The 17,524-nt window shown below is 46.8% G+C and carries 17 protein-coding genes; 16 read left to right on the top strand and 1 reads right to left on the bottom strand.

The genetic code is table 11. The features are described from left to right. The 4 genes from ADS79_RS20330 (at position 1) to ADS79_RS20315 (ending at position 5,528) form a co-directional block, all read left to right on the top strand. Positions 1 to 2,163: a copper amine oxidase N-terminal domain-containing protein gene (locus ADS79_RS20330; RefSeq protein ID WP_049740198.1), complete on the top strand. Its 2,163-nt coding sequence runs from the start codon at positions 1 to 3 to the stop codon at positions 2,161 to 2,163. A 344-nt stretch (positions 2,164 to 2,507) separates the two neighbouring features. Next, entirely contained in the window at positions 2,508 to 2,927 is a 420-nt protein-coding gene (gene mce, locus ADS79_RS20325; protein ID WP_049740197.1) for a methylmalonyl-CoA epimerase, read from the top strand. Positions 2,928 to 3,072: 145 nt separating this feature from the next. Beyond that, positions 3,073 to 4,188 carry a M20/M25/M40 family metallo-hydrolase gene (locus tag ADS79_RS20320; protein WP_049741081.1) on the top strand — a complete coding sequence of 372 codons (1,116 nt, stop codon included), beginning with the start codon at positions 3,073 to 3,075 and terminating at the stop codon, positions 4,186 to 4,188. Between the two features lie 146 nt (positions 4,189 to 4,334). After that, the gene (locus tag ADS79_RS20315; RefSeq protein ID WP_049740196.1) at positions 4,335 to 5,528 is read left to right on the top strand and encodes a DUF3866 family protein; all 1,194 of its coding nucleotides are present in this window, start codon (positions 4,335 to 4,337) and stop codon (positions 5,526 to 5,528) included. Here the strand turns inward: ADS79_RS20315 and mciZ are convergent. Beyond that, a complete protein-coding gene (gene mciZ / locus ADS79_RS36555; RefSeq protein ID WP_084766003.1) occupies positions 5,443 to 5,703 on the bottom strand; it encodes a Z-ring formation inhibitor MciZ in 261 nt (86 codons plus the stop codon). The two genes, ADS79_RS20315 and mciZ, sit on opposite strands and share 86 nt — an antisense overlap. Here mciZ and ADS79_RS20310 point away from each other — a divergent pair. The 12 genes from ADS79_RS20310 (at position 5,686) to ADS79_RS20255 (ending at position 17,313) form a co-directional block, all read left to right on the top strand. Beyond that, complete coding sequence (locus tag ADS79_RS20310; protein ID WP_049740195.1) at positions 5,686 to 6,243, top strand: NUDIX domain-containing protein; 558 nt, start codon at positions 5,686 to 5,688, stop codon at positions 6,241 to 6,243. The two genes, mciZ and ADS79_RS20310, sit on opposite strands and share 18 nt — an antisense overlap. A gap of 28 nt (positions 6,244 to 6,271) precedes the next feature. Further along, positions 6,272 to 7,420 (top strand): endonuclease Q family protein, encoded by a 1,149-nt coding sequence (locus ADS79_RS20305; RefSeq protein WP_049741080.1) that lies wholly within the window; start codon positions 6,272 to 6,274, stop codon positions 7,418 to 7,420. Between the two features lie 78 nt (positions 7,421 to 7,498). Then, complete coding sequence (gene spoIIM, locus ADS79_RS20300) at positions 7,499 to 8,125, top strand: stage II sporulation protein M (protein ID WP_049740194.1); 627 nt, start codon at positions 7,499 to 7,501, stop codon at positions 8,123 to 8,125. 94 nt (positions 8,126 to 8,219) lie between these two features. Beyond that, entirely contained in the window at positions 8,220 to 8,684 is a 465-nt protein-coding gene (gene fur, locus ADS79_RS20295) for a ferric iron uptake transcriptional regulator (RefSeq protein WP_049740193.1), read from the top strand. Between the two features lie 118 nt (positions 8,685 to 8,802). Continuing rightward, on the top strand, positions 8,803 to 9,933 hold the full coding sequence (gene ald / locus ADS79_RS20290) for an alanine dehydrogenase (RefSeq protein ID WP_049740192.1): 1,131 nt from the start codon (positions 8,803 to 8,805) through the stop codon (positions 9,931 to 9,933). A gap of 60 nt (positions 9,934 to 9,993) precedes the next feature. Next, positions 9,994 to 10,233 carry a YqzK family protein gene (locus ADS79_RS20285; protein WP_049740191.1) on the top strand — a complete coding sequence of 80 codons (240 nt, stop codon included), beginning with the start codon at positions 9,994 to 9,996 and terminating at the stop codon, positions 10,231 to 10,233. Between the two features lie 89 nt (positions 10,234 to 10,322). After that, positions 10,323 to 11,210, top strand: a complete 888-nt coding sequence (gene xerD / locus ADS79_RS20280; protein WP_049740190.1) for a site-specific tyrosine recombinase XerD — start codon at positions 10,323 to 10,325, stop codon at positions 11,208 to 11,210. Between the two features lie 162 nt (positions 11,211 to 11,372). Beyond that, complete coding sequence (deoB, locus tag ADS79_RS20275; RefSeq protein ID WP_049740189.1) at positions 11,373 to 12,545, top strand: phosphopentomutase; 1,173 nt, start codon at positions 11,373 to 11,375, stop codon at positions 12,543 to 12,545. A 57-nt stretch (positions 12,546 to 12,602) separates the two neighbouring features. Continuing rightward, the gene (locus ADS79_RS20270; protein WP_049740188.1) at positions 12,603 to 13,412 is read left to right on the top strand and encodes a purine-nucleoside phosphorylase; all 810 of its coding nucleotides are present in this window, start codon (positions 12,603 to 12,605) and stop codon (positions 13,410 to 13,412) included. Between the two features lie 24 nt (positions 13,413 to 13,436). Beyond that, complete coding sequence (locus ADS79_RS20265) at positions 13,437 to 14,741, top strand: pyrimidine-nucleoside phosphorylase (protein WP_049740187.1); 1,305 nt, start codon at positions 13,437 to 13,439, stop codon at positions 14,739 to 14,741. A 333-nt stretch (positions 14,742 to 15,074) separates the two neighbouring features. Then, positions 15,075 to 15,545 (top strand): Lrp/AsnC family transcriptional regulator, encoded by a 471-nt coding sequence (locus tag ADS79_RS20260; RefSeq protein ID WP_049740186.1) that lies wholly within the window; start codon positions 15,075 to 15,077, stop codon positions 15,543 to 15,545. A 112-nt stretch (positions 15,546 to 15,657) separates the two neighbouring features. Continuing rightward, positions 15,658 to 17,313: a peptide ABC transporter substrate-binding protein gene (locus ADS79_RS20255; protein ID WP_049740185.1), complete on the top strand. Its 1,656-nt coding sequence runs from the start codon at positions 15,658 to 15,660 to the stop codon at positions 17,311 to 17,313. Positions 17,314 to 17,524: the final 211 nt, after the last annotated feature.

Raw genomic sequence — 17,524 nt, 5'->3', positions numbered from 1 at the left:
ATGAAGAAGACAAACAAAGCACTGCCATTAGTGCTCGCATCTGCGCTAGCAGCTACACCTTTTGTTGCAGTACCACATGCACAAGCGATTTCTAGCTTAGAAATTTCGGCCGATGACGATGGTGCAGGGGAAGATAGTAAGTACGATATCGAATTTAGATTAGACAAGGCGCTCGAATCTGGAGATTATATCTACGTTGAATTTGATTCCGACTATACGGTTAGCAAAAGTATTGGCAGCAGCGATATTAAAGCAGATTTCGATATCAAAAGCGTAAAAGTAAGTGGAAGAGAAATTCAAATCAGAATTGACGAGGATCTTGACAAGGGTGATGATGTTTCCTTCACCATCAAAGATGGAATCACGAATCCTGATGATAAAGGGTCCTATAGTGTTGATGTAAAAACTACAAATGAAAACGTTAAATCCAAAAAAGTAACGATAAAAGGTAGCTCTAGCAGCAGCTCCAGCAGCAAAGGCGACTACTCTGTTACCCTCGGTAGCAAAGCGTCTGGGGATACAACTAGCATCAAGCTGGGAGAAATCTCCCTGAAGAAAAGTGTAAAGCTGGAAACAAATGAGACGATTACAGTCATTTTCCCTAGCAGCAGCATGCTGCCATCCAAAATCGACTCTGACGATGTAAAAGTAAATGGCTCCGTTGCAAAAGAAGTAAAAGTAAAAAGCGATGAAGTAACCATTAAAGTACCGAGTGGTGCGAATAAAGACAGCTATATCAATTTGGAATTCACAAAATCGGCTGGTATTGAAAATCCAAAAACGGGTGACTACACCATCAAAGTGAAGTATGACGGTTCTACATATGAGTCTAAAAAGTTCGAGGTGACCAAATCCGGTTCCGGCAGCTCCAGCACTTCTTCAGACGCTTTCACGGTAAGCCTGTCTGATCCTTCTGCTGGTGCTCGTTCCAGCTATACATTTGACGCTGATTTCGGAAACAAGAAGCTGATGTCAGATGAAGATCTGATTCTGGAATTCCCATCTGCTGACATGATTCCTGGTATCTTGACGTACAGCGATTTTACGCTGAATGGAAAAACGGCGAAAAGAGCGAGTGCTTCGGGCAATAAAGTATACATCACAGCACCATCCGGATTCTCTTCGAGCAGTGAAGTAAAAGTTGTTGTTTCTTTCGGTGCCTGGATTTCGAATCCAAAGACAGCTGGCACTTACACACTGAAGGCATCCATTGAGGGTAAAACATTGGAATCCAAATCGTTTACCATCAACGGTTCTGCAGTGAATCCGACACCAACGAACCCAACAAATCCGACGAATCCAACAACGCCAACAACGCCAACTCCGAACGTAGTGAACAACAGCACAGCTACGATCGCGTTGACTTCAAATGCACTGGGTAAACCGACTGGCGTCAACATTGCCATCAAAGGTATGGGTATTGGTCTCGTGAAACAACGTGACTTTGTTGAGCTTGTATTCCCAGCAGGCTACAAAGTACCAGCGTACATCGCACCTGCAAACGTTTCGGTTAACGGCGTAGGAGCAAACTATGTCGCTGTTCGCGGTCAAAACGTTTTGATTTACCCTGCGCAGGATATTCCAGCTGCAACTGCTGCTAATATCACGATTACTGCTGCAGCAAATATCGTGAATCCAACTGTGAAAAATGCTTATAGCATCAGCGTTTTCACTTCAGAAGAAAAAGGTCTCTTGTTCGCACGCGCAGTAGGAGTTGGCATGCCATCACCTGCACAACCGGCACCACAGCCTACTACACCGACGCCTGCGCCACAGCCTTCTGTAACGGTTCCTACCAACGCAGCGCTGTTTAAAGTAAACACAGCGAACTTTACGTTGCATGGCAAGACATATCCGCTGCAAGTAGCGCCATACATCGCTGGTGGCAATACAACAATGGTTCCAGCTCAGTTCTTCAAAGAGGCTTTGGCTTTGACTACTCAATGGAACAACCAAAGTGTTGCGATTATCAGTGGTACCAAAGCAATCAAGTTTACTGTCGGCTCTAACAAAGCGAAAATCGGAAACCAAGAGGTTACTCTCCCGACGGCAGTTGTGCTGAATAACGGAATGCCAATGATCCCGGTTCGTTTCGTTACAGATAACCTGGGCTACCAAGTTGGTTGGGATGCAAAAACATCCAGCGTGTTTGTTTATAAATAAACCGACAATACAAAACCCCCTTTCGCTTTGGCGAGAGGGGGTTATATTCGTTTAGCCGGTCTGCTTATTGGAAATAGAAAAAGGTGGGGAGAATCAAAGCCAGAACAAGAATGACAATTAATATTTTGGCGACGAGGGACTGCTTCATCCTTCATCTGCCTCCTTTCTGTATGTACATCGCGCAAACGCGGGAAAAAGGTACGTTATCCATAACCAGCCTGTGCTAGAATTGGCGATAGAGACCATTTCCATGTCGTGCGTATGCGTACAAGTTTATACTCTACAACAGGATTGTACCGAATTGTATACGTAGTGGCAACAAGTAAAAAGAGAGGTTGATAATCGTGAACGCTCCTAACAAGATTGCCCACATCGGTATCGCTGTAAAAAGTCTTGAGCAAGCGCTTCCTTTTTACACAAATCATTTGGGACTTAGCCTCATTGGTACGGAAGAAGTAGAAAGTGAACAAGTGAAGGTTGCCTTTTTGGAAATTGGAGAAAGTCGAATAGAGCTTTTGGAGCCTCTCTCGGATCAGAGTCCGATTGCCAAGTTTATTGAGAAGCGCGGAGAAGGAATTCATCACATTGCCCTTGATGTAAACGATGTGAAGGAGCGTCTGATCCATTTAAAAGAACAAGGGGTTCCATTAATTCATGAGGTACCTAAAAAAGGAGCACATAACGCTCAAATCGGTTTTTTGCATCCCAAAGCAGCGGGTGGAGTTCTCTATGAGCTGTGCCAATATCCAGAAGAGGATTCGTAAAAACCAAACGATGTCCATTCGTGATGAGTGCCATCGGGAACATTGATATGTGTTTCAATGGTAGAAAAAAATATTTTGCGGTATACTGGAACTTGTGAATATGTACCAAAATCGGGGTTTGATTCGGGAGGTAACGCGTGTGGGTATGATCAACGAAGAACGTTTGCTGAATGAGTTTTTGGAACTCGTTCAAATTGACAGCGAAACCAAAAATGAAGCTGAGATCAACAAAGTGCTGAAGCAAAAATTGATCGATATGGGCTTCACGGTTGAGGAAGACGATGCTGCGGCTAAAACGGGACATGGAGGGAATAACCTGATCGCAACACTGGAAGCGACAGGAAAAGGCCCTGCTATCCTTTTCAGCAGCCACATGGATACGGTAGTTCCAGGAAATGGAATCAAGCCACAAATTCGTGACGGTTACGTCTACTCCGATGGTACAACCATTTTGGGGGCAGATGACAAAGCAGGGATCGCTGCTATTTTCGAAGGAATTCGCACCATGAAGGAGCAAAACCTGACACATCCAACCATTCAGGTCGTATTGACTGTGGGTGAGGAATCAGGTCTGGTTGGTTCCCGTGCAATGGATTCCAGTCTGTTGAAAGCAGAAATGGGCTTCATTCTCGACTCCGAAGGCCCAGTTGGTAAAATTACTTCTGCTGGTGCTGGCCAATACCGCATCGTAACCAAGATCCACGGAAAAGCTGCGCATGCTGGCGTAAATCCAGAGGACGGCATCAGTGCAATCTCTGTCGCTAGCAAAGCAATTTCTCGTATGCCTTTGGGTCGCATCGATTCGGATACCACTGCAAATATCGGTCGCTTCGAGGGTGGCAAAGCGTACAACATCGTCACGGATTATGTAGAGGTTTGGTCGGAAGCGCGCAGCCTTGTCATGGACAAGCTGGAAGCACAGGTTAAGAAAATGACAACCGCTTTCGAGGAAGCAGCAGCTGAATACGGTGCGACTTGCGAAAATGATGTGATTTTCATGTACCATGGATACAAGTACGACGAAGAGACACCCGTTGTGAAAAAAGCAATTGCTGCTGTAAAACGCATTGAGCGTAATCCTGAGCTGGTAGCAAGTGGTGGAGGTAGCGACGGAAACGTCTTTAACGGCTACAACATTCCTAGTGTTAACTTTGCGATTGGCTACGAGGAAATTCATACCAAAAACGAGCGTATGCCGATTGCTGAGCTGAATAAATCAGCCGAACTGGTACTCGCTATCATCGCTGAAGTACAAGAATAAGAATCAAGAGTCGGGACTGTCTGTCGTCCCGGCTTTTTTTGTGCGCGTTTTATGCCAACACCAGGTTTTCCAACTTTTCATGATTGGGACATGCTTGCGGAAACATAAACTAAAAGAAGGGTAGGCAGTGGGGATGGGGGAAAGCGATGCTTCGGCTAGGGATGGCGATGGTTACTGGGATACTGGAAGAACAGGCTGGAATGAGGATTCTGGATGTGCAAATGGAGGGGAGCCAGCTAACAGAGCAGGCTATTACTTTTGGTGCTGAAGAATATCGCGTAGGTGATCGTGTGCTCGTCAATACGACAGCGGTTAGGCTGAAGCTGGGTACTGGTGGGTTTCACTTTGTTGTTGGGAAAGTCGATCCCTTGCTCGAACGAGATGTTGTACCGAATGAGTGGGGACATATTATGAAAATGCGTTACGCCCCTTGGCAGCTCACAGTTGATACGGTGGAAGAACAGAGCAGCCCTTATCACAAGCTATTCCTGCAAGAGGATCTATCGCTCGAAGGAACGCCCGTCGTCATAAGTGAACTTCATAGCATGCTGCCTATTACAGTAGAAGCTCTACTTTCCCATCGGCCAGGAGAGAACATTGTTTATGTGATGCCAGATGGAGCGTCATTACCCGTAGCTTTTAGCAAGCATGTCCACCAGTTGCGGAAAACAAACAAACTGGCTGCAACTGTGACGGCAGGACATGCGTGGGGGGGAGATCACGAATCCGTTACCATACATAGTGCGTTATTGGCTGCAAAGCATATAGAAAAAGCAGCGGTCATTATTGTTATGTTAGGACCAGGCGTTGCGGGGACGGGTACTTCCTATGGATTTTCAGGAGTGCAGCTCGCTGAGGTGATACATGCCGTATCCGTTTTGGGAGGAATTTCGTTTTTTATTCCCCGAATCAGCTTTAGTGATAATCGCAGCCGCCACTATGGATTAAGTCATCATACGAGAGTGGTTTTGGGCCGTTACGCCCTACGGCCGGTTATCCTTCCGATGCCAAGCCTACAAGGAGAACGAGAAGTCCTTCTGGTACAACAATTATGCAAGCTCAACCAGCAAAATCAGCATCATATCGTTTGGGGACAAGTGGCAAATCTGACTAGGCTGTGTGAGCTGGAGCAATCCTATGGCTTGTCCTTTTCAACCATGGGGAGAAATTGGCGTGAGGACCCTGTACCCTTTCAAACCGCTGTTTTGGCAGCCGACCTGATTTGCCAATTCCGTTCATTCCAGCAGGAGGCGCTCATTGGCGACCCGTATTGGTTCTCCTTGCCAAATATTCTTGCAGAGATAAGTCTTTTTTTGACCAAGAGCGAAGCGCCGCTCTGATTTCCCATGCTTTCCCGACCAGACGCAGCTGCTTTTCATCTACATAGGTTTTCATCTCTGATCTCCTCCGATACAATAAGTGTGGACAAGCTTCATGCTCCCAACTTATGGGGGAGAAGAGTGGAATAGAACAACTTTGGAAAAAAGGATGATAGTTATGGGCAAATACGACCATTTATACGAGAAGACTATCGCGAGTCAGCCTATTTACGATGGACGGATTATTAAAGTCAAGGTAGATGAGGTGCTGCTACCAAATGGCAACACAGCAAAACGGGAAATCGTCAATCATCAGGGCGCTGTTGCCGTTCTGCCTTTAACAGACGATGGGAAAATGGTAGTTGTTCGTCAATTCCGCAAGCCGTTGGAATGCACCATTGTGGAAATTCCGGCGGGAAAGCTGGAAATCGGGGAAGAAGCACTCGCATGCGCAAAACGTGAGCTGGAGGAAGAAACTGGCTATGTGGCAGAAAATTATACGTTACTAAGCTCGTTTTACACCTCTCCGGGATTTGCAGATGAGTTGCTGCATGTCTTTGTCGCTACTGGCCTGACAAAAGGGGAGAGCCGGCCAGATGAGGATGAATTTGTCGATGTACTGGAGCTGACTCTGGATGAAGCGCACGATCTGCATCGTACTGGGGAAATTCGCGATGCTAAAACAGTTGTAGCGCTGTACGCTTGGGAAAACAAGGTGCTCCGTGAGCGTGGATAATACCCAGCTTTCATCCTACTTCTGCGACATGCACATTCATATAGGCGGTACGAGGAGCGGTAAACCCGTAAAAATTACAGCCTCACGCAACATGACCTTGACCAAAATCTTGGAGGAGGCATCTGAGAAAAAAGGCATGGATGTGATCGGGATCATCGATTCACATTCGCCAGAGGTGCAGGAGGAATTACTGGATTTATTGGAAAAGGGTGCTGCCACGGAGCTAGAAGATGGCGGGATCGCTTACAAAGAAACAGTGCTGCTCTTAGGTTGTGAGGTAGAAATTAAAGAGGCGGGGCGAGGAGAGGCGCATTTTTTGGTCTACATGCCGAGGCTAAAAGAAATGCAGGCGTTTACCAACTGGCTTTCTGTCAGGTGCAAAAACGTTCATCTAAGCTCGCAGCGCATTAATACGACGCTAACAGAGCTGCAAGCATGTATAAGTGAACTGGGAGGCCTGCTTGTTCCTGCGCATATCTTTACCCCGCATAAGGGCTTGTATGGAAGCTGTACGGACGCTATGTCAGATGTACTCGATCCATCCCGTATTTACGCCGTGGAATTAGGGTTGAGCGCAAATACAGAGATGGCAGACACATTGTCAGAGCTGCACGACAAGACCTTCCTGACTAATTCGGACGCGCACTCGTTAGGGAAGATTGGCCGTGAGTATCAAGCGATCGTAATGGCAAAACGGTCATTTGCCGAATGGGAAAAAGCACTCCGCAGAGTCGATGGCAGGAGGGTTAGCATGAACTTTGGTTTGCATCCAGAGCTGGGGAAATATCATCAAACTGCTTGTCAAGGATGCCAATCCCTGCTCCCAGCCGATGCAATGGGCAGATGCCCTGAATGTGGCCATAAACGGGTGGTTCGAGGCGTAGCGGCACGTATTGAGCAGTTGGCTGACCTGGCGGCTGGTCAGCATCCGGCGCATCGTCCTCCCTATATCGAGCAAATACCTCTTGATTTTATTCCGGGTGTAGGACCGAAAATGCTGGAGAAGCTCTACCACACATTTGGGACGCAGATGAATATTCTCCACCGGGTAAGAGAACAAGAGCTGGCGACTGTTACTGGTGAAAAAATTGCAGCTTTGATTGCTGGGGCACGCTCGGGAAGACTGCAGGTGCACGCGGGGGGAGCAGGTACGTACGGAAAAATCGTGATGAAGTAGTCTCGTACAAGGCTGTCATAGGTAGTGACTTGTCCGCATAAGCTGTACAGTAATCAGCGAAGCGGGAGGCGACGCAACGTGCGTTCACGAGTCGGACAAACCATCCAAACCTATGCGCGAGAACATCAATCCCTTTATTGGTTCACGATTGTCCTGTTTACGATGGGGATTATTTTCGGGGCCGTACTCGTCAATTCCTTGCCACTTTCACAAAAGCAGGAGCTGTATGGTTTTCTGCAGTATTTTTTTAACAGCTTGGGACAGCAAGGAATTCCCGAAACGAGCTCCCACTTTCAGGAATCCTTTGGTTACTACGCCAAGACTGTGGCCATTATGTGGGTACTTGGCTTGTCCATCATCGGTCTGCCCATGATTCTTTTGATGCTTTTCCTAAAAGGTGTCGTTGTTGGCTTTACAGTTGGCTTCCTGGTAAACCAGCTGCAGTGGCAAGGCGTCACATTTGCGATGATGGGTGTTTTGCCTCAAAATTTGCTGGTTGTACCGGCCTTGTTCATTATAGGTGTAAGCGGAATTTCTTTTTCCTTGCGCTTGATCAAAACGCGACTGGTCAGTAAGCGAGATGACATCATGCCTCATTTTATCGGCTACACAGCGCTAGTAATCTGCATGCTGGGCGTTTTGACAATGGCTGCTCTGTTCGAAACGTTCGTTTCTCCTAGGCTGATGCAGGTGGTACTCAATTAAGAATAATTATCAGGTAATAACTTATGCATTTGACTTATTCTACGCCCCTCTACTATAATAGGAACAGGTTTCATGCGAGCGGGGAGGGGCATTAATGTTGGAAGAAAAATTAGAGAAAATCAAGCAGCAGTTGCATTCACAAAATTACAAGCTAACACCACAGCGTGAAGCCACTGTTCGCGTTCTGTTAGAAAATGAAGAAGATCACTTGAGCGCTGAAGATGTTTACCTGTTGGTAAAGGATAAAGCGCCGGAGATCGGGCTGGCTACGGTATACCGGACGCTTGAGCTTTTAAGCGAATTGAAAATCCTGCATAAGATGAATTTTGGCGATGGGGTTGCCCGATATGACCTGCGAGATGACAACGCAGCTTATCATCATCACCATTTGATCTGCCTCAACTGTGGTACAGTGGACGAAATTTTTGAAGATCTGCTTGTAACCGCAGAAGAAAAGGTCAAGAATGTTTATAACTTTTACATTACCGATCACCGGTTGACTTTCTACGGAATTTGCAGCCGTTGCATTGACAAAGTGAATGTCGAGGACTTTAAGTAAGATAACTTCTCTGGGAACGGAGAAGTTTTTTCTTTTTCCGGGAATATTCTTCTGTAATGGTCATCGTTTTCCTGTGGCATCATAAAACGGTAGTAAGAGACAGGAGGCGATCAACGCCATGATTATCGGTGTGCCGAAAGAAATCAAAAACAACGAAAACCGTGTGGGACTGACCCCAGCAGGCGTGAGCTCGTACAAACAAGCAGGGCATCGTGTATTGGTGGAATCGTCGGCTGGACTTGGATCTGGATTTGGAAATGAAGATTATGTAGCGGCAGGCGCAGAAATTTTGCAAACAGCCGCAGAGGTGTGGAGCCAGGCTGACATGATCTGCAAGGTAAAAGAACCGCTCCCGGCAGAGTATCCGTATTTTCGCGAAAATCAAATCTTGTTCACATATTTGCATCTAGCTCCAGAAAAGGAATTGACGGAACAGCTCATCGCTAAAAAAGTGGTGGCTATTGCCTACGAAACGATTCAAATGGATGATGGGTCACTTCCACTACTTATACCGATGAGTGAGGTAGCTGGCAGGATGTCGGTTCAAATAGGGGCGCAGTACTTACAAAAGCAGGAAGGCGGAAAAGGAGTTCTGCTCAGTGGAGTTCCTGGTGTTCTTCCTGGGCGTGTAGTGATCGTAGGCGGAGGGATTGTTGGGACGAATGCAGCGAAGATGGCGGTTGGGCTTGGCGCGAATGTTACCTTACTCGATATTAATGCAAACCGTCTTCGTGAGCTGGATGATATGTTCGCAGGCAGGCTCCAAACACTGATTTCCAATCACTATAATATCGCAGAAGCAGTGCGTCAGGCTGACTTGCTGATCGGGGCAGTCCTCATCCCAGGGGCACGTGCTCCACGTCTCGTCACCGAAGAAATGGTGAAAACAATGTCGGCAGGCTCAGTAATTGTGGATGTCGCCATCGATCAAGGAGGCTCGATTGAAACGGTAGACCGCATTACCACCCATAGTGACCCAACTTACGTAAAGCATGGGGTCGTGCATTATTCCGTTGCAAACATGCCAGGCGCTGTACCTCGTACTTCGACAATTGCTCTTTCCAACGTGACGCTACCATACGGACTGCTTTTGGCGGGTAAAGGTTATCGCGCAGCGATCTCCCATCATCGTGCGCTGGCTCGTGGCGTGAATGTGCTGAATGGGCATATCGTATATGAGGCGGTCGCCAAATCATTGCAGCTACCGTATACACCTCTCGATGATATCATGCAAGATCTTCCTTTCTAGGCTCGAATGGAGTAGTGGACAAGTGCATATAATGGAGGGAGGCAAAGGGGAGGAAAAGAGATGGGAATATCGTATCGCCGCCTAATGGAGGTACTTCGTTTCCTGCTTTTGTTCATAACATGCACATTGCTTTCCTACGGGATTATTACGCTGTTGTCCGACAGGCTCCTTCCGTCAGATCCTTATCAAGAGCCGCAAGGAAATGCGGTGAAGGTCGTAAAGCTAGTAAATGCCCCCGAGACGCAGGATTTGGACGGGTATGTTGCGCGTTTACAGCTTTTTTACCTGACTGGTGAGTGATTCCACTTTTTTATGCTTAGAAAAGGAGGAATTTCATCTTTGATGTGGAATGGAATACGGGATACTTATCACCTGAAGGGGACAGCTTCATGGACAGTCTGATTGATCATTTTATCCATTTCCTTGCTGTGGAAAAAGGGCTTTCTCCGAACACGCTGGAGTCCTACCAGCGAGACATGGTAGCTTTTACCTCCTATTTGCAGGAGCAGGGCATCACGCAAATAGAGGCATCCACACGTACACACATCATTGATTATTTGCTTGTCCTTCGGGAAAAAGGACGCGCAACCGCAACCCTTTCCCGCAATATGGCATCGATTCGGGCTTTCTATCAGTTTCTCGTTCGCGATAAATACATAGACAAAGACCCATCCATACATCTGGAGACACCGAAAATCGAGAAACGCCTGCCCAAAGTGCTGTCGATCGAGGAAGTGGAACGGTTGTTGGAAAGTCCACCTGTGAATAATCCTGCTGGACTCCGAGACAAGGCGATGCTGGAATTGCTATATGCAACTGGCATACGTGTTTCTGAGCTTGTTCATTTGGATACAGCAGATGTGAATCTGGATATGGGCTTTGTCAAATGTATGGGAAAGGGGTCCAAGGAACGAATCATTCCTCTTGGCTCTGTTGCCATTCAAATGGTCCGACATTATTTGCAAGCAGGCAGACCTAAGCTGGTAAAAGGGACCGGGGATACAGCGCTGTTTTTAAATCATCTGGGCAACCAGATTACCCGCCAAGGCTTTTGGAAGATCATTAAGCGCTATGCTCTGAAAGCCAATATCCGAGCCGAGATCACTCCGCATACGCTGCGTCATTCATTTGCCACTCATTTGCTGGAAAATGGAGCAGATTTGCGGTCTGTTCAGGAAATGCTTGGTCATGCAGACATTTCCACGACCCAAATTTACACGCATGTGACGCGGACGCGGATCAAAGACATATACGCGAAGACTCATCCCCGAGCGTAAGAACGCATCAAGGTCCATTGTGGCCTTATGAGAATAAAAAGAGTACGATAGTGGTACAACTTACTCCGTCCTGATGCGAGACGGGGTAACCTTATTTACATCAGGTCAGACGTCTGACGACTTGAAGTCATTCTATTATTTTTTGAACTGGAGGCGTTATCATTGCGTTTTTCTCGAGTATTTTTGATCGTCATGGATAGCGTAGGAATCGGGGAACAACCAGATGCTCCGAAATTCAAAGACGAGGGAGCAAATACGCTAGGGCATATCGCTGAACGCGTAGAAAATTTTTCCCTGCCAAATTTGGCGAAGCTGGGTCTGGGCAATATCGCACCGCTTCGCAATGTGCCAATAGCTGAACAACCTGCGGCTCACTATGGAAAAATGCAGGAAATCTCTATGGGGAAAGATACCTCTACCGGACATTGGGAGATCATGGGCTTGCATGTATCGACTCCGTTTAATACGTACCCGGATGGCTTCCCAGCAGCGCTCATCAGTGAATTCGAAGAGCGTATCGGGCGCAAGGTCTTAGGAAACAAGGTTGCTTCTGGAACAGATATTTTAGACGAGCTTGGCCCTGAGCATATGAAAACAGGTGCAATAATCGTCTATACATCCGCAGATAGTGTCTTTCAGATAGCTGCTCATGAAGAAATCGTGCCGCTTCAAGAGCTCTATCGGATTTGCGAAATTGCCAGGGAGCTTACTCTGCGTGATGAATATGCAGTAACACGCGTCATTGCACGTCCATTCGTGGGAGAGCCAGGTAATTTTACTCGCACATCCAATCGTCATGACTATTCCGTCAAGCCATTTGCACCGACAGTAATGAATGAGCTGCAAGCAGCAGGACTGTCGTCTATTGCCCTCGGAAAAATCAGCGATATTTACGCGGAAGAAGGCATTACCAAGTCCATCCGAACCAAAGATAACATGGATGGGGTAGATCAATTGCTCGGCACCATCAAGGAGACATTCACCGGACTGAGCTTTGTCAATCTCGTAGATTTTGATGCCAAGTATGGCCATCGTCGCGATCCACAGGGCTATGGACAAGCGTTAATGGAATTTGATGCACGGATTCCTGAGATTTTGGGCGCTTTGAAGGAAGACGATCTGCTCGTAATTACCGCAGATCATGGAAACGATCCTGTACATCATGGCACCGATCACACGAGAGAGTACGTACCTCTGCTTGTGTTCCATAAAGGGATTGAAACAGGTACTGATTTGGGTATTCGCGAGACGTTTGCTGATTTGGGAGCAACCATCGCGGATAATTTTGGAGTACCGTCTCCAGCGATTGGGAAAAGCTTCCTGAGTCGTGTATAAAGATTAAGTGTTTATAAACATTTATATAGAAGAAACAGAAATGAGGAGTGTATCATGATGGCAAATTTTCACGAGGCAGTGGCGTATATTGAACCAAAATTAGCAGAAAAACCAACAATTGGCTTGGTCCTTGGATCAGGTTTGGGTGTATTGGCAGATGAAATCGAGAATCCGGTTATCATTCCTTATCATGAAATTCCTGGGTTTACTGTGTCGACTGTAGTGGGACATAAAGGACAGCTCGTTATCGGAAAGCTGCAGGGCAAGCAAGTTGTTGCCATGCAAGGACGTTTTCACTTTTATGAAGGACATGGTCTGGATGCGGTTGTATTCCCGATTCGTGTGATGAAGCTTTTGGGTGTAGAAACGATTATTGTGACCAATGCGGCAGGTGGAATCAATCAAAGCTACAACCCTGGTGATCTGATGCTCATTTCTGATCATCTCAATCTGACGTTCCGCAACCCATTGATTGGAGCAAACGATGACGAGATGGGCGCACGTTTCCCTGACATGTCAGAAGCTTACTCCAAAGAACTGCGTCAGCTGGCAAAATCAGTAGCTGCGGAGCAAGGAATCGAGCTGCGTGAGGGTGTATATGCGGGGCTGCTTGGTCCAAGCTACGAAACACCTGCTGAAATCCGTATGCTGCGTACCCTCGGCGGAGATGCAGTAGGAATGTCTACTGTACCTGAGGTTATCGTGGCACGCCATATGAAAGTGAACGTGCTAGGTATTTCTTGCATCAGCAACATGGCAGCTGGAATTTTGGAGCAGCCTTTGTCCCATGATGAAGTAATGGAAACGACTGAAAAAGTAAAAACACAGTTTTTGGCACTGGTTAACGGCATCGTAGCCCAACTGTAAACAAAAGAACGGAGGTGTTTTGGCATGCGCATGGTCGATATCATTGCCAAAAAACGGGATGGCGGCGAACTCTCAACAGAAGAAATCCAATTTCTGGTGAATGGCTATACGGATGGCAGCATCCCGGACTATCAGATGTCCGCATGGGCGATGGCTGTGTTTTTCCGTGGAATGACTCCACGGGAAACAGGTGACTTAACGATGGCGATGGCAGGGTCAGGCGAACAGCTTGACCTGTCATCTCTGCATGGTGTAAAGGTAGACAAGCACAGCACAGGTGGGGTAGGAGACAAAACGACGCTGGTCGTAGCCCCCCTGGTTGCTGCAGCGGGTATTCCGGTTGCCAAAATGTCGGGACGCGGTCTCGGTTACTCCGGTGGGACGATCGACAAGCTCGAGTCGTTCGCAGGGTTTGAAGTAGAGCGTACACGCGAGCAATTTTTGCAGCAGGTACGCGATATTGGTGTGTCTGTCATCGGGCAGTCGGGCAATCTGACACCTGCAGATAAAAAACTGTATGCGTTGCGTGATGTAACAGCCACCGTCGAGGCAGTGCCACTCATCGCCAGCTCCATCATGTCCAAAAAGATCGCTGCAGGTGCAGATGCGATCTTGCTTGACGTGAAGGTGGGCAAAGGTGCTTTTATGAAAAGCATCGAAGAGGCAGAGACATTGGCGCGTGCCATGGTAGCAATTGGTAGTCAGGTAGGAAGAAAAACGGTGGCAGTCATCAGCGACATGAATCAGCCGCTTGGCTTTGCTGTGGGCAATGCACTGGAAGTGAAAGAAGCTGTCGAGACGCTGGCAGGACGTGGACCGAGTGATTTGACTGAGCTGGCTCTGTCAATCGGATCACGCATGCTTGTCCTTGGAGGGCTTGTTCAGAGCGTGGAGGAAGGACGCAGCAGGCTGCAAGAGATCATGTCTACTGGCATGGCCGTAGAGAAGCTGGCGCAGATGGTAGAGGCCCAGGGCGGCAATAAACAGGATGTCTATGATCTTACTCGCTTGCCACAGGCAACCATCACCCATACCATCACTGCCGAGCAGGATGGCTATGTAGCAGAAATTGATGCAGAGGCAGTTGGCCACGCTTCAGTTGGGTTAGGTGCGGGCAGATTGACGAAGGAAATGCCGATTGATCTGGCAGTAGGTCTGGTTCTGAAGAAAAAACGCGGGGACGAGGTTCGCAAAGGCGATGTTTTGCTGACGATCTACGCAAATGAGCAGAAATTATTACAAAATGCGCTACACGAGCTGGAGGGAGCTATCGCTCTTTCGACAAAAGCTCCAGCAGTGCAACCACTCATTTACAAAATTATTGATTAATAGAGAGTAGCTTTTTTGTTGATTGATAAATAAAAAAGGGGTGTTGCGGAATAATTATGCATGCCCCTTCTTTGTTTAAAAATACAGTTTTCCGAGAAAAAATAGTTGATTAAATCTGCATTTTCATATTCAATATTAGATAATAACTGCGCAGTAGATAATATCAAAAATATTTTATTGTTCGGATCGACTTTATAAAGTTTTATTATTCTACTTGTCAAATTTCGTTGACACCGCTATCATTTCGGATTACTTTTAATGTACAGACAACATCTATAAGATTTTTTTCGAATTTCGTAAAAAAAGGATGGAGGTTCCCCAAAAATCGTATTTATGAAAAAGCTAGACCATGTTGACAAGCAGATTCTGCAAATCCTCCAGGAAGATGGTCGAATCCCGTATACAGAAATCGCACATCAACTTGGCGTGAGCGAGGGTACCATACGATCTCGCATCACCCGATTGTTACAGGATGGAGTCTTTCAATTCGTGATTCACCCTGACCCGGAGAAGTTAGGCTTACATGTACAGGCAATCATCGGGTTAACCACAAAGCTGGGATTGCAGAAAAGTGTCGCAGAAGAGTTGAGCAAATTTTCTGCCGTGCGATTTGTGGGCGCTTTCAGCGGCAAGCACGACTTGATCATACAAGCGTGTTTCCATAGCAATGATGAGCTGATCACTTTCGTCAACGAACGACTCTCTCAAATTGAAGGGATTGCAGCAGCGGATGTTTCTCTGGAACTGAAGCAGTACAAAGATTCCTTCTCTTTCGTTCAGGATGACGAGGTGACCCTGCAGTGAAAGGGGTTGATGCCTTCCAGCCGAAGTCAAGAAGCTTCGCGTTAAGTTCGTTTTTTTCGTCCTTTATTTTCTGAAAAAAGACAAAAAAGAAAACGTACTGGGGGTTATTGCGTTGAAAAAGAACATATTTGCATTGGTAAGCTCTATTGCTGTATTAGGAACGGCACTGGCTGGTTGCGGCGGAGGCCAGCAAGCAACTACACAGCCTGCTGAACAACCTGCTACTACACAACCGGCAGCTCCATCGACTCCAGCTGCAGAGGCAAAGCCACAAGTGCTGAAAATGAACCTGCACTCCGAACCGCCTACTGCTGACCCAGGTATCTCAGAGGATACGACATCTGCAGCAATCATCCGCGCTACCTTTGACGGTCTCACCCGCGTTGGAGCAGACGGAAAACCACATGAATCCGCTGCTGAAAGCTACACAATCTCGGATGATATGCTGACGTATACTTTCAAAATCAGAGATGCAAAATGGAGCAATGGTGATCCTATTACAGCCAAAGACTTCGAATATGCGTGGAAACGCGCGTTGGATCCAGTAACGGCTTCCAACTACGCATACCAGCTCTACTATGTGAAAAACGGAGAAAAAGCGAACAAAAAAGAAGTATCACTTGACGATGTTGGTGTGAAGGCACTCGACGATAAGACATTGGAAGTCAAACTAGAGAATCCAACTCCGTTCTTCCTGGAGCTGACTGCATTCCCTACTTACTTCCCAGTTAACAAAAAAGTGATTGATGCCAATGCGAAGTGGGCAGGAGAAGCAAAAACCCACGTTGGTAACGGTCCATTCAAAATGGAAAATTGGGAGCACAAGAGCAAGCTCGTGCTCGTGAAAAACGACAATTACTGGGATAAAGATTCGGTTAAGCTGGATCGCATCGAATTCTCCATGGTAGAGGACGAAAATACTGAATTGTCCATGTTTGAAAACGGCGAATTGGATTGGGCTGGAGCTCCAATGAGCTCACTGCCAACAGACGCTATCCCAGCGTTGAAGGATCAAGGCAAAATCACAACTCAACCAATCGCAGGTACTTACTGGTACAAGTTCAACACAGAAAAAGCTCCGTTCAACAACGTGAAGATTCGTAAAGCATTCGCTTACTCGATTGATCGTAAATCCCTGATTGATAATATTCTGCAAACGGGACAAATTCCTGCAACGGGTGCAGTGCCACCATCCATGGTACTGAATCCGAATGGCTACTTTAAAGATAACGATGTAGATGAAGCGAAAAAGCTTCTGGAAGAAGGCTTGAAAGAAGCTGGTTTGAGCAAGCTGCCTGCTATTACTTTGTCTTACAACACGTCTGAGGGCCACAAGAAAATTGCTGAGGCGATCCAAGACCAATGGAAGAAGCATCTTGGTGTGGACGTAAAACTGGAAAACAAAGAATGGAAAGTTTACTTGGAGGATATGCACGCTGGTAACTTCCAGGTAGGACGTATGGGCTGGCTCGGGGATTTCAACGATCCAATCAACTTCCTGGAGCTGTATAAAGAAAAAATGGGTGGAAACAACGATACTCGTTGGGAAAATCCAAAATACAAAGAGCTCCTGAATCAATCCGCGCTTGAAGCTGATCCAGAGAAACGTAAGAAAATTCTGGCAGATGCAGAGCAAATCCTCATGGATGATATGCCAATCATGCCAATCTACTTCTACACAAACTCTTGGGTACAAAATCCAAAAGTTAAAGGTGTCGTCATTGGCGGCTTGGGTGACGTTGACTGGAAATGGGCTGCAGTTGAGTAGGACTTCCTAAAAGGAATCGGGTCATGCAGCAGAGGGTATATGGCAAGCCCATATACCTTCTGCTTTGCAAACCCTTCCCATATATACCAGATGGCTTAACGCCATCAAAGAGAAAAATAGAGAGATACAAACGCAAGAGATCATTTATGGGTTATTTACACAGCCGATGTGTGCACTGTGTCGGTAACGTCCGCAGTGTAAACATGGGACG

Origin of the sequence: Brevibacillus reuszeri (genome assembly GCF_001187725.1) — a bacterium.
In the GTDB taxonomy this organism is placed as follows: domain Bacteria; phylum Bacillota; class Bacilli; order Brevibacillales; family Brevibacillaceae; genus Brevibacillus; species Brevibacillus reuszeri.
This window is presented reverse-complemented; position numbering and strand designations above follow the sequence as displayed.

Coding starts and splice junctions, on each gene's coding strand:
- ADS79_RS20330 (WP_049740198.1), top strand. CDS start 1: ATGAAGAAGACAAACAAAGCACTGCCATTAGTGCTCGCATCTGCGCTA.
- ADS79_RS20320 (WP_049741081.1), top strand. CDS start 3,073: ATGATCAACGAAGAACGTTTGCTGAATGAGTTTTTGGAACTCGTTCAA.
- ADS79_RS20315 (WP_049740196.1), top strand. CDS start 4,335: ATGCTTCGGCTAGGGATGGCGATGGTTACTGGGATACTGGAAGAACAG.
- ADS79_RS20310 (WP_049740195.1), top strand. CDS start 5,686: ATGGGCAAATACGACCATTTATACGAGAAGACTATCGCGAGTCAGCCT.
- mciZ (WP_084766003.1), bottom strand. CDS start 5,703: ATGGTCGTATTTGCCCATAACTATCATCCTTTTTTCCAAAGTTGTTCT.
- ADS79_RS20305 (WP_049741080.1), top strand. CDS start 6,272: ATGCACATTCATATAGGCGGTACGAGGAGCGGTAAACCCGTAAAAATT.
- fur (WP_049740193.1), top strand. CDS start 8,220: ATGTTGGAAGAAAAATTAGAGAAAATCAAGCAGCAGTTGCATTCACAA.
- ald (WP_049740192.1), top strand. CDS start 8,803: ATGATTATCGGTGTGCCGAAAGAAATCAAAAACAACGAAAACCGTGTG.
- ADS79_RS20285 (WP_049740191.1), top strand. CDS start 9,994: ATGGGAATATCGTATCGCCGCCTAATGGAGGTACTTCGTTTCCTGCTT.
- xerD (WP_049740190.1), top strand. CDS start 10,323: ATGGACAGTCTGATTGATCATTTTATCCATTTCCTTGCTGTGGAAAAA.
- ADS79_RS20270 (WP_049740188.1), top strand. CDS start 12,603: ATGGCAAATTTTCACGAGGCAGTGGCGTATATTGAACCAAAATTAGCA.
- ADS79_RS20265 (WP_049740187.1), top strand. CDS start 13,437: ATGCGCATGGTCGATATCATTGCCAAAAAACGGGATGGCGGCGAACTC.
- ADS79_RS20260 (WP_049740186.1), top strand. CDS start 15,075: ATGAAAAAGCTAGACCATGTTGACAAGCAGATTCTGCAAATCCTCCAG.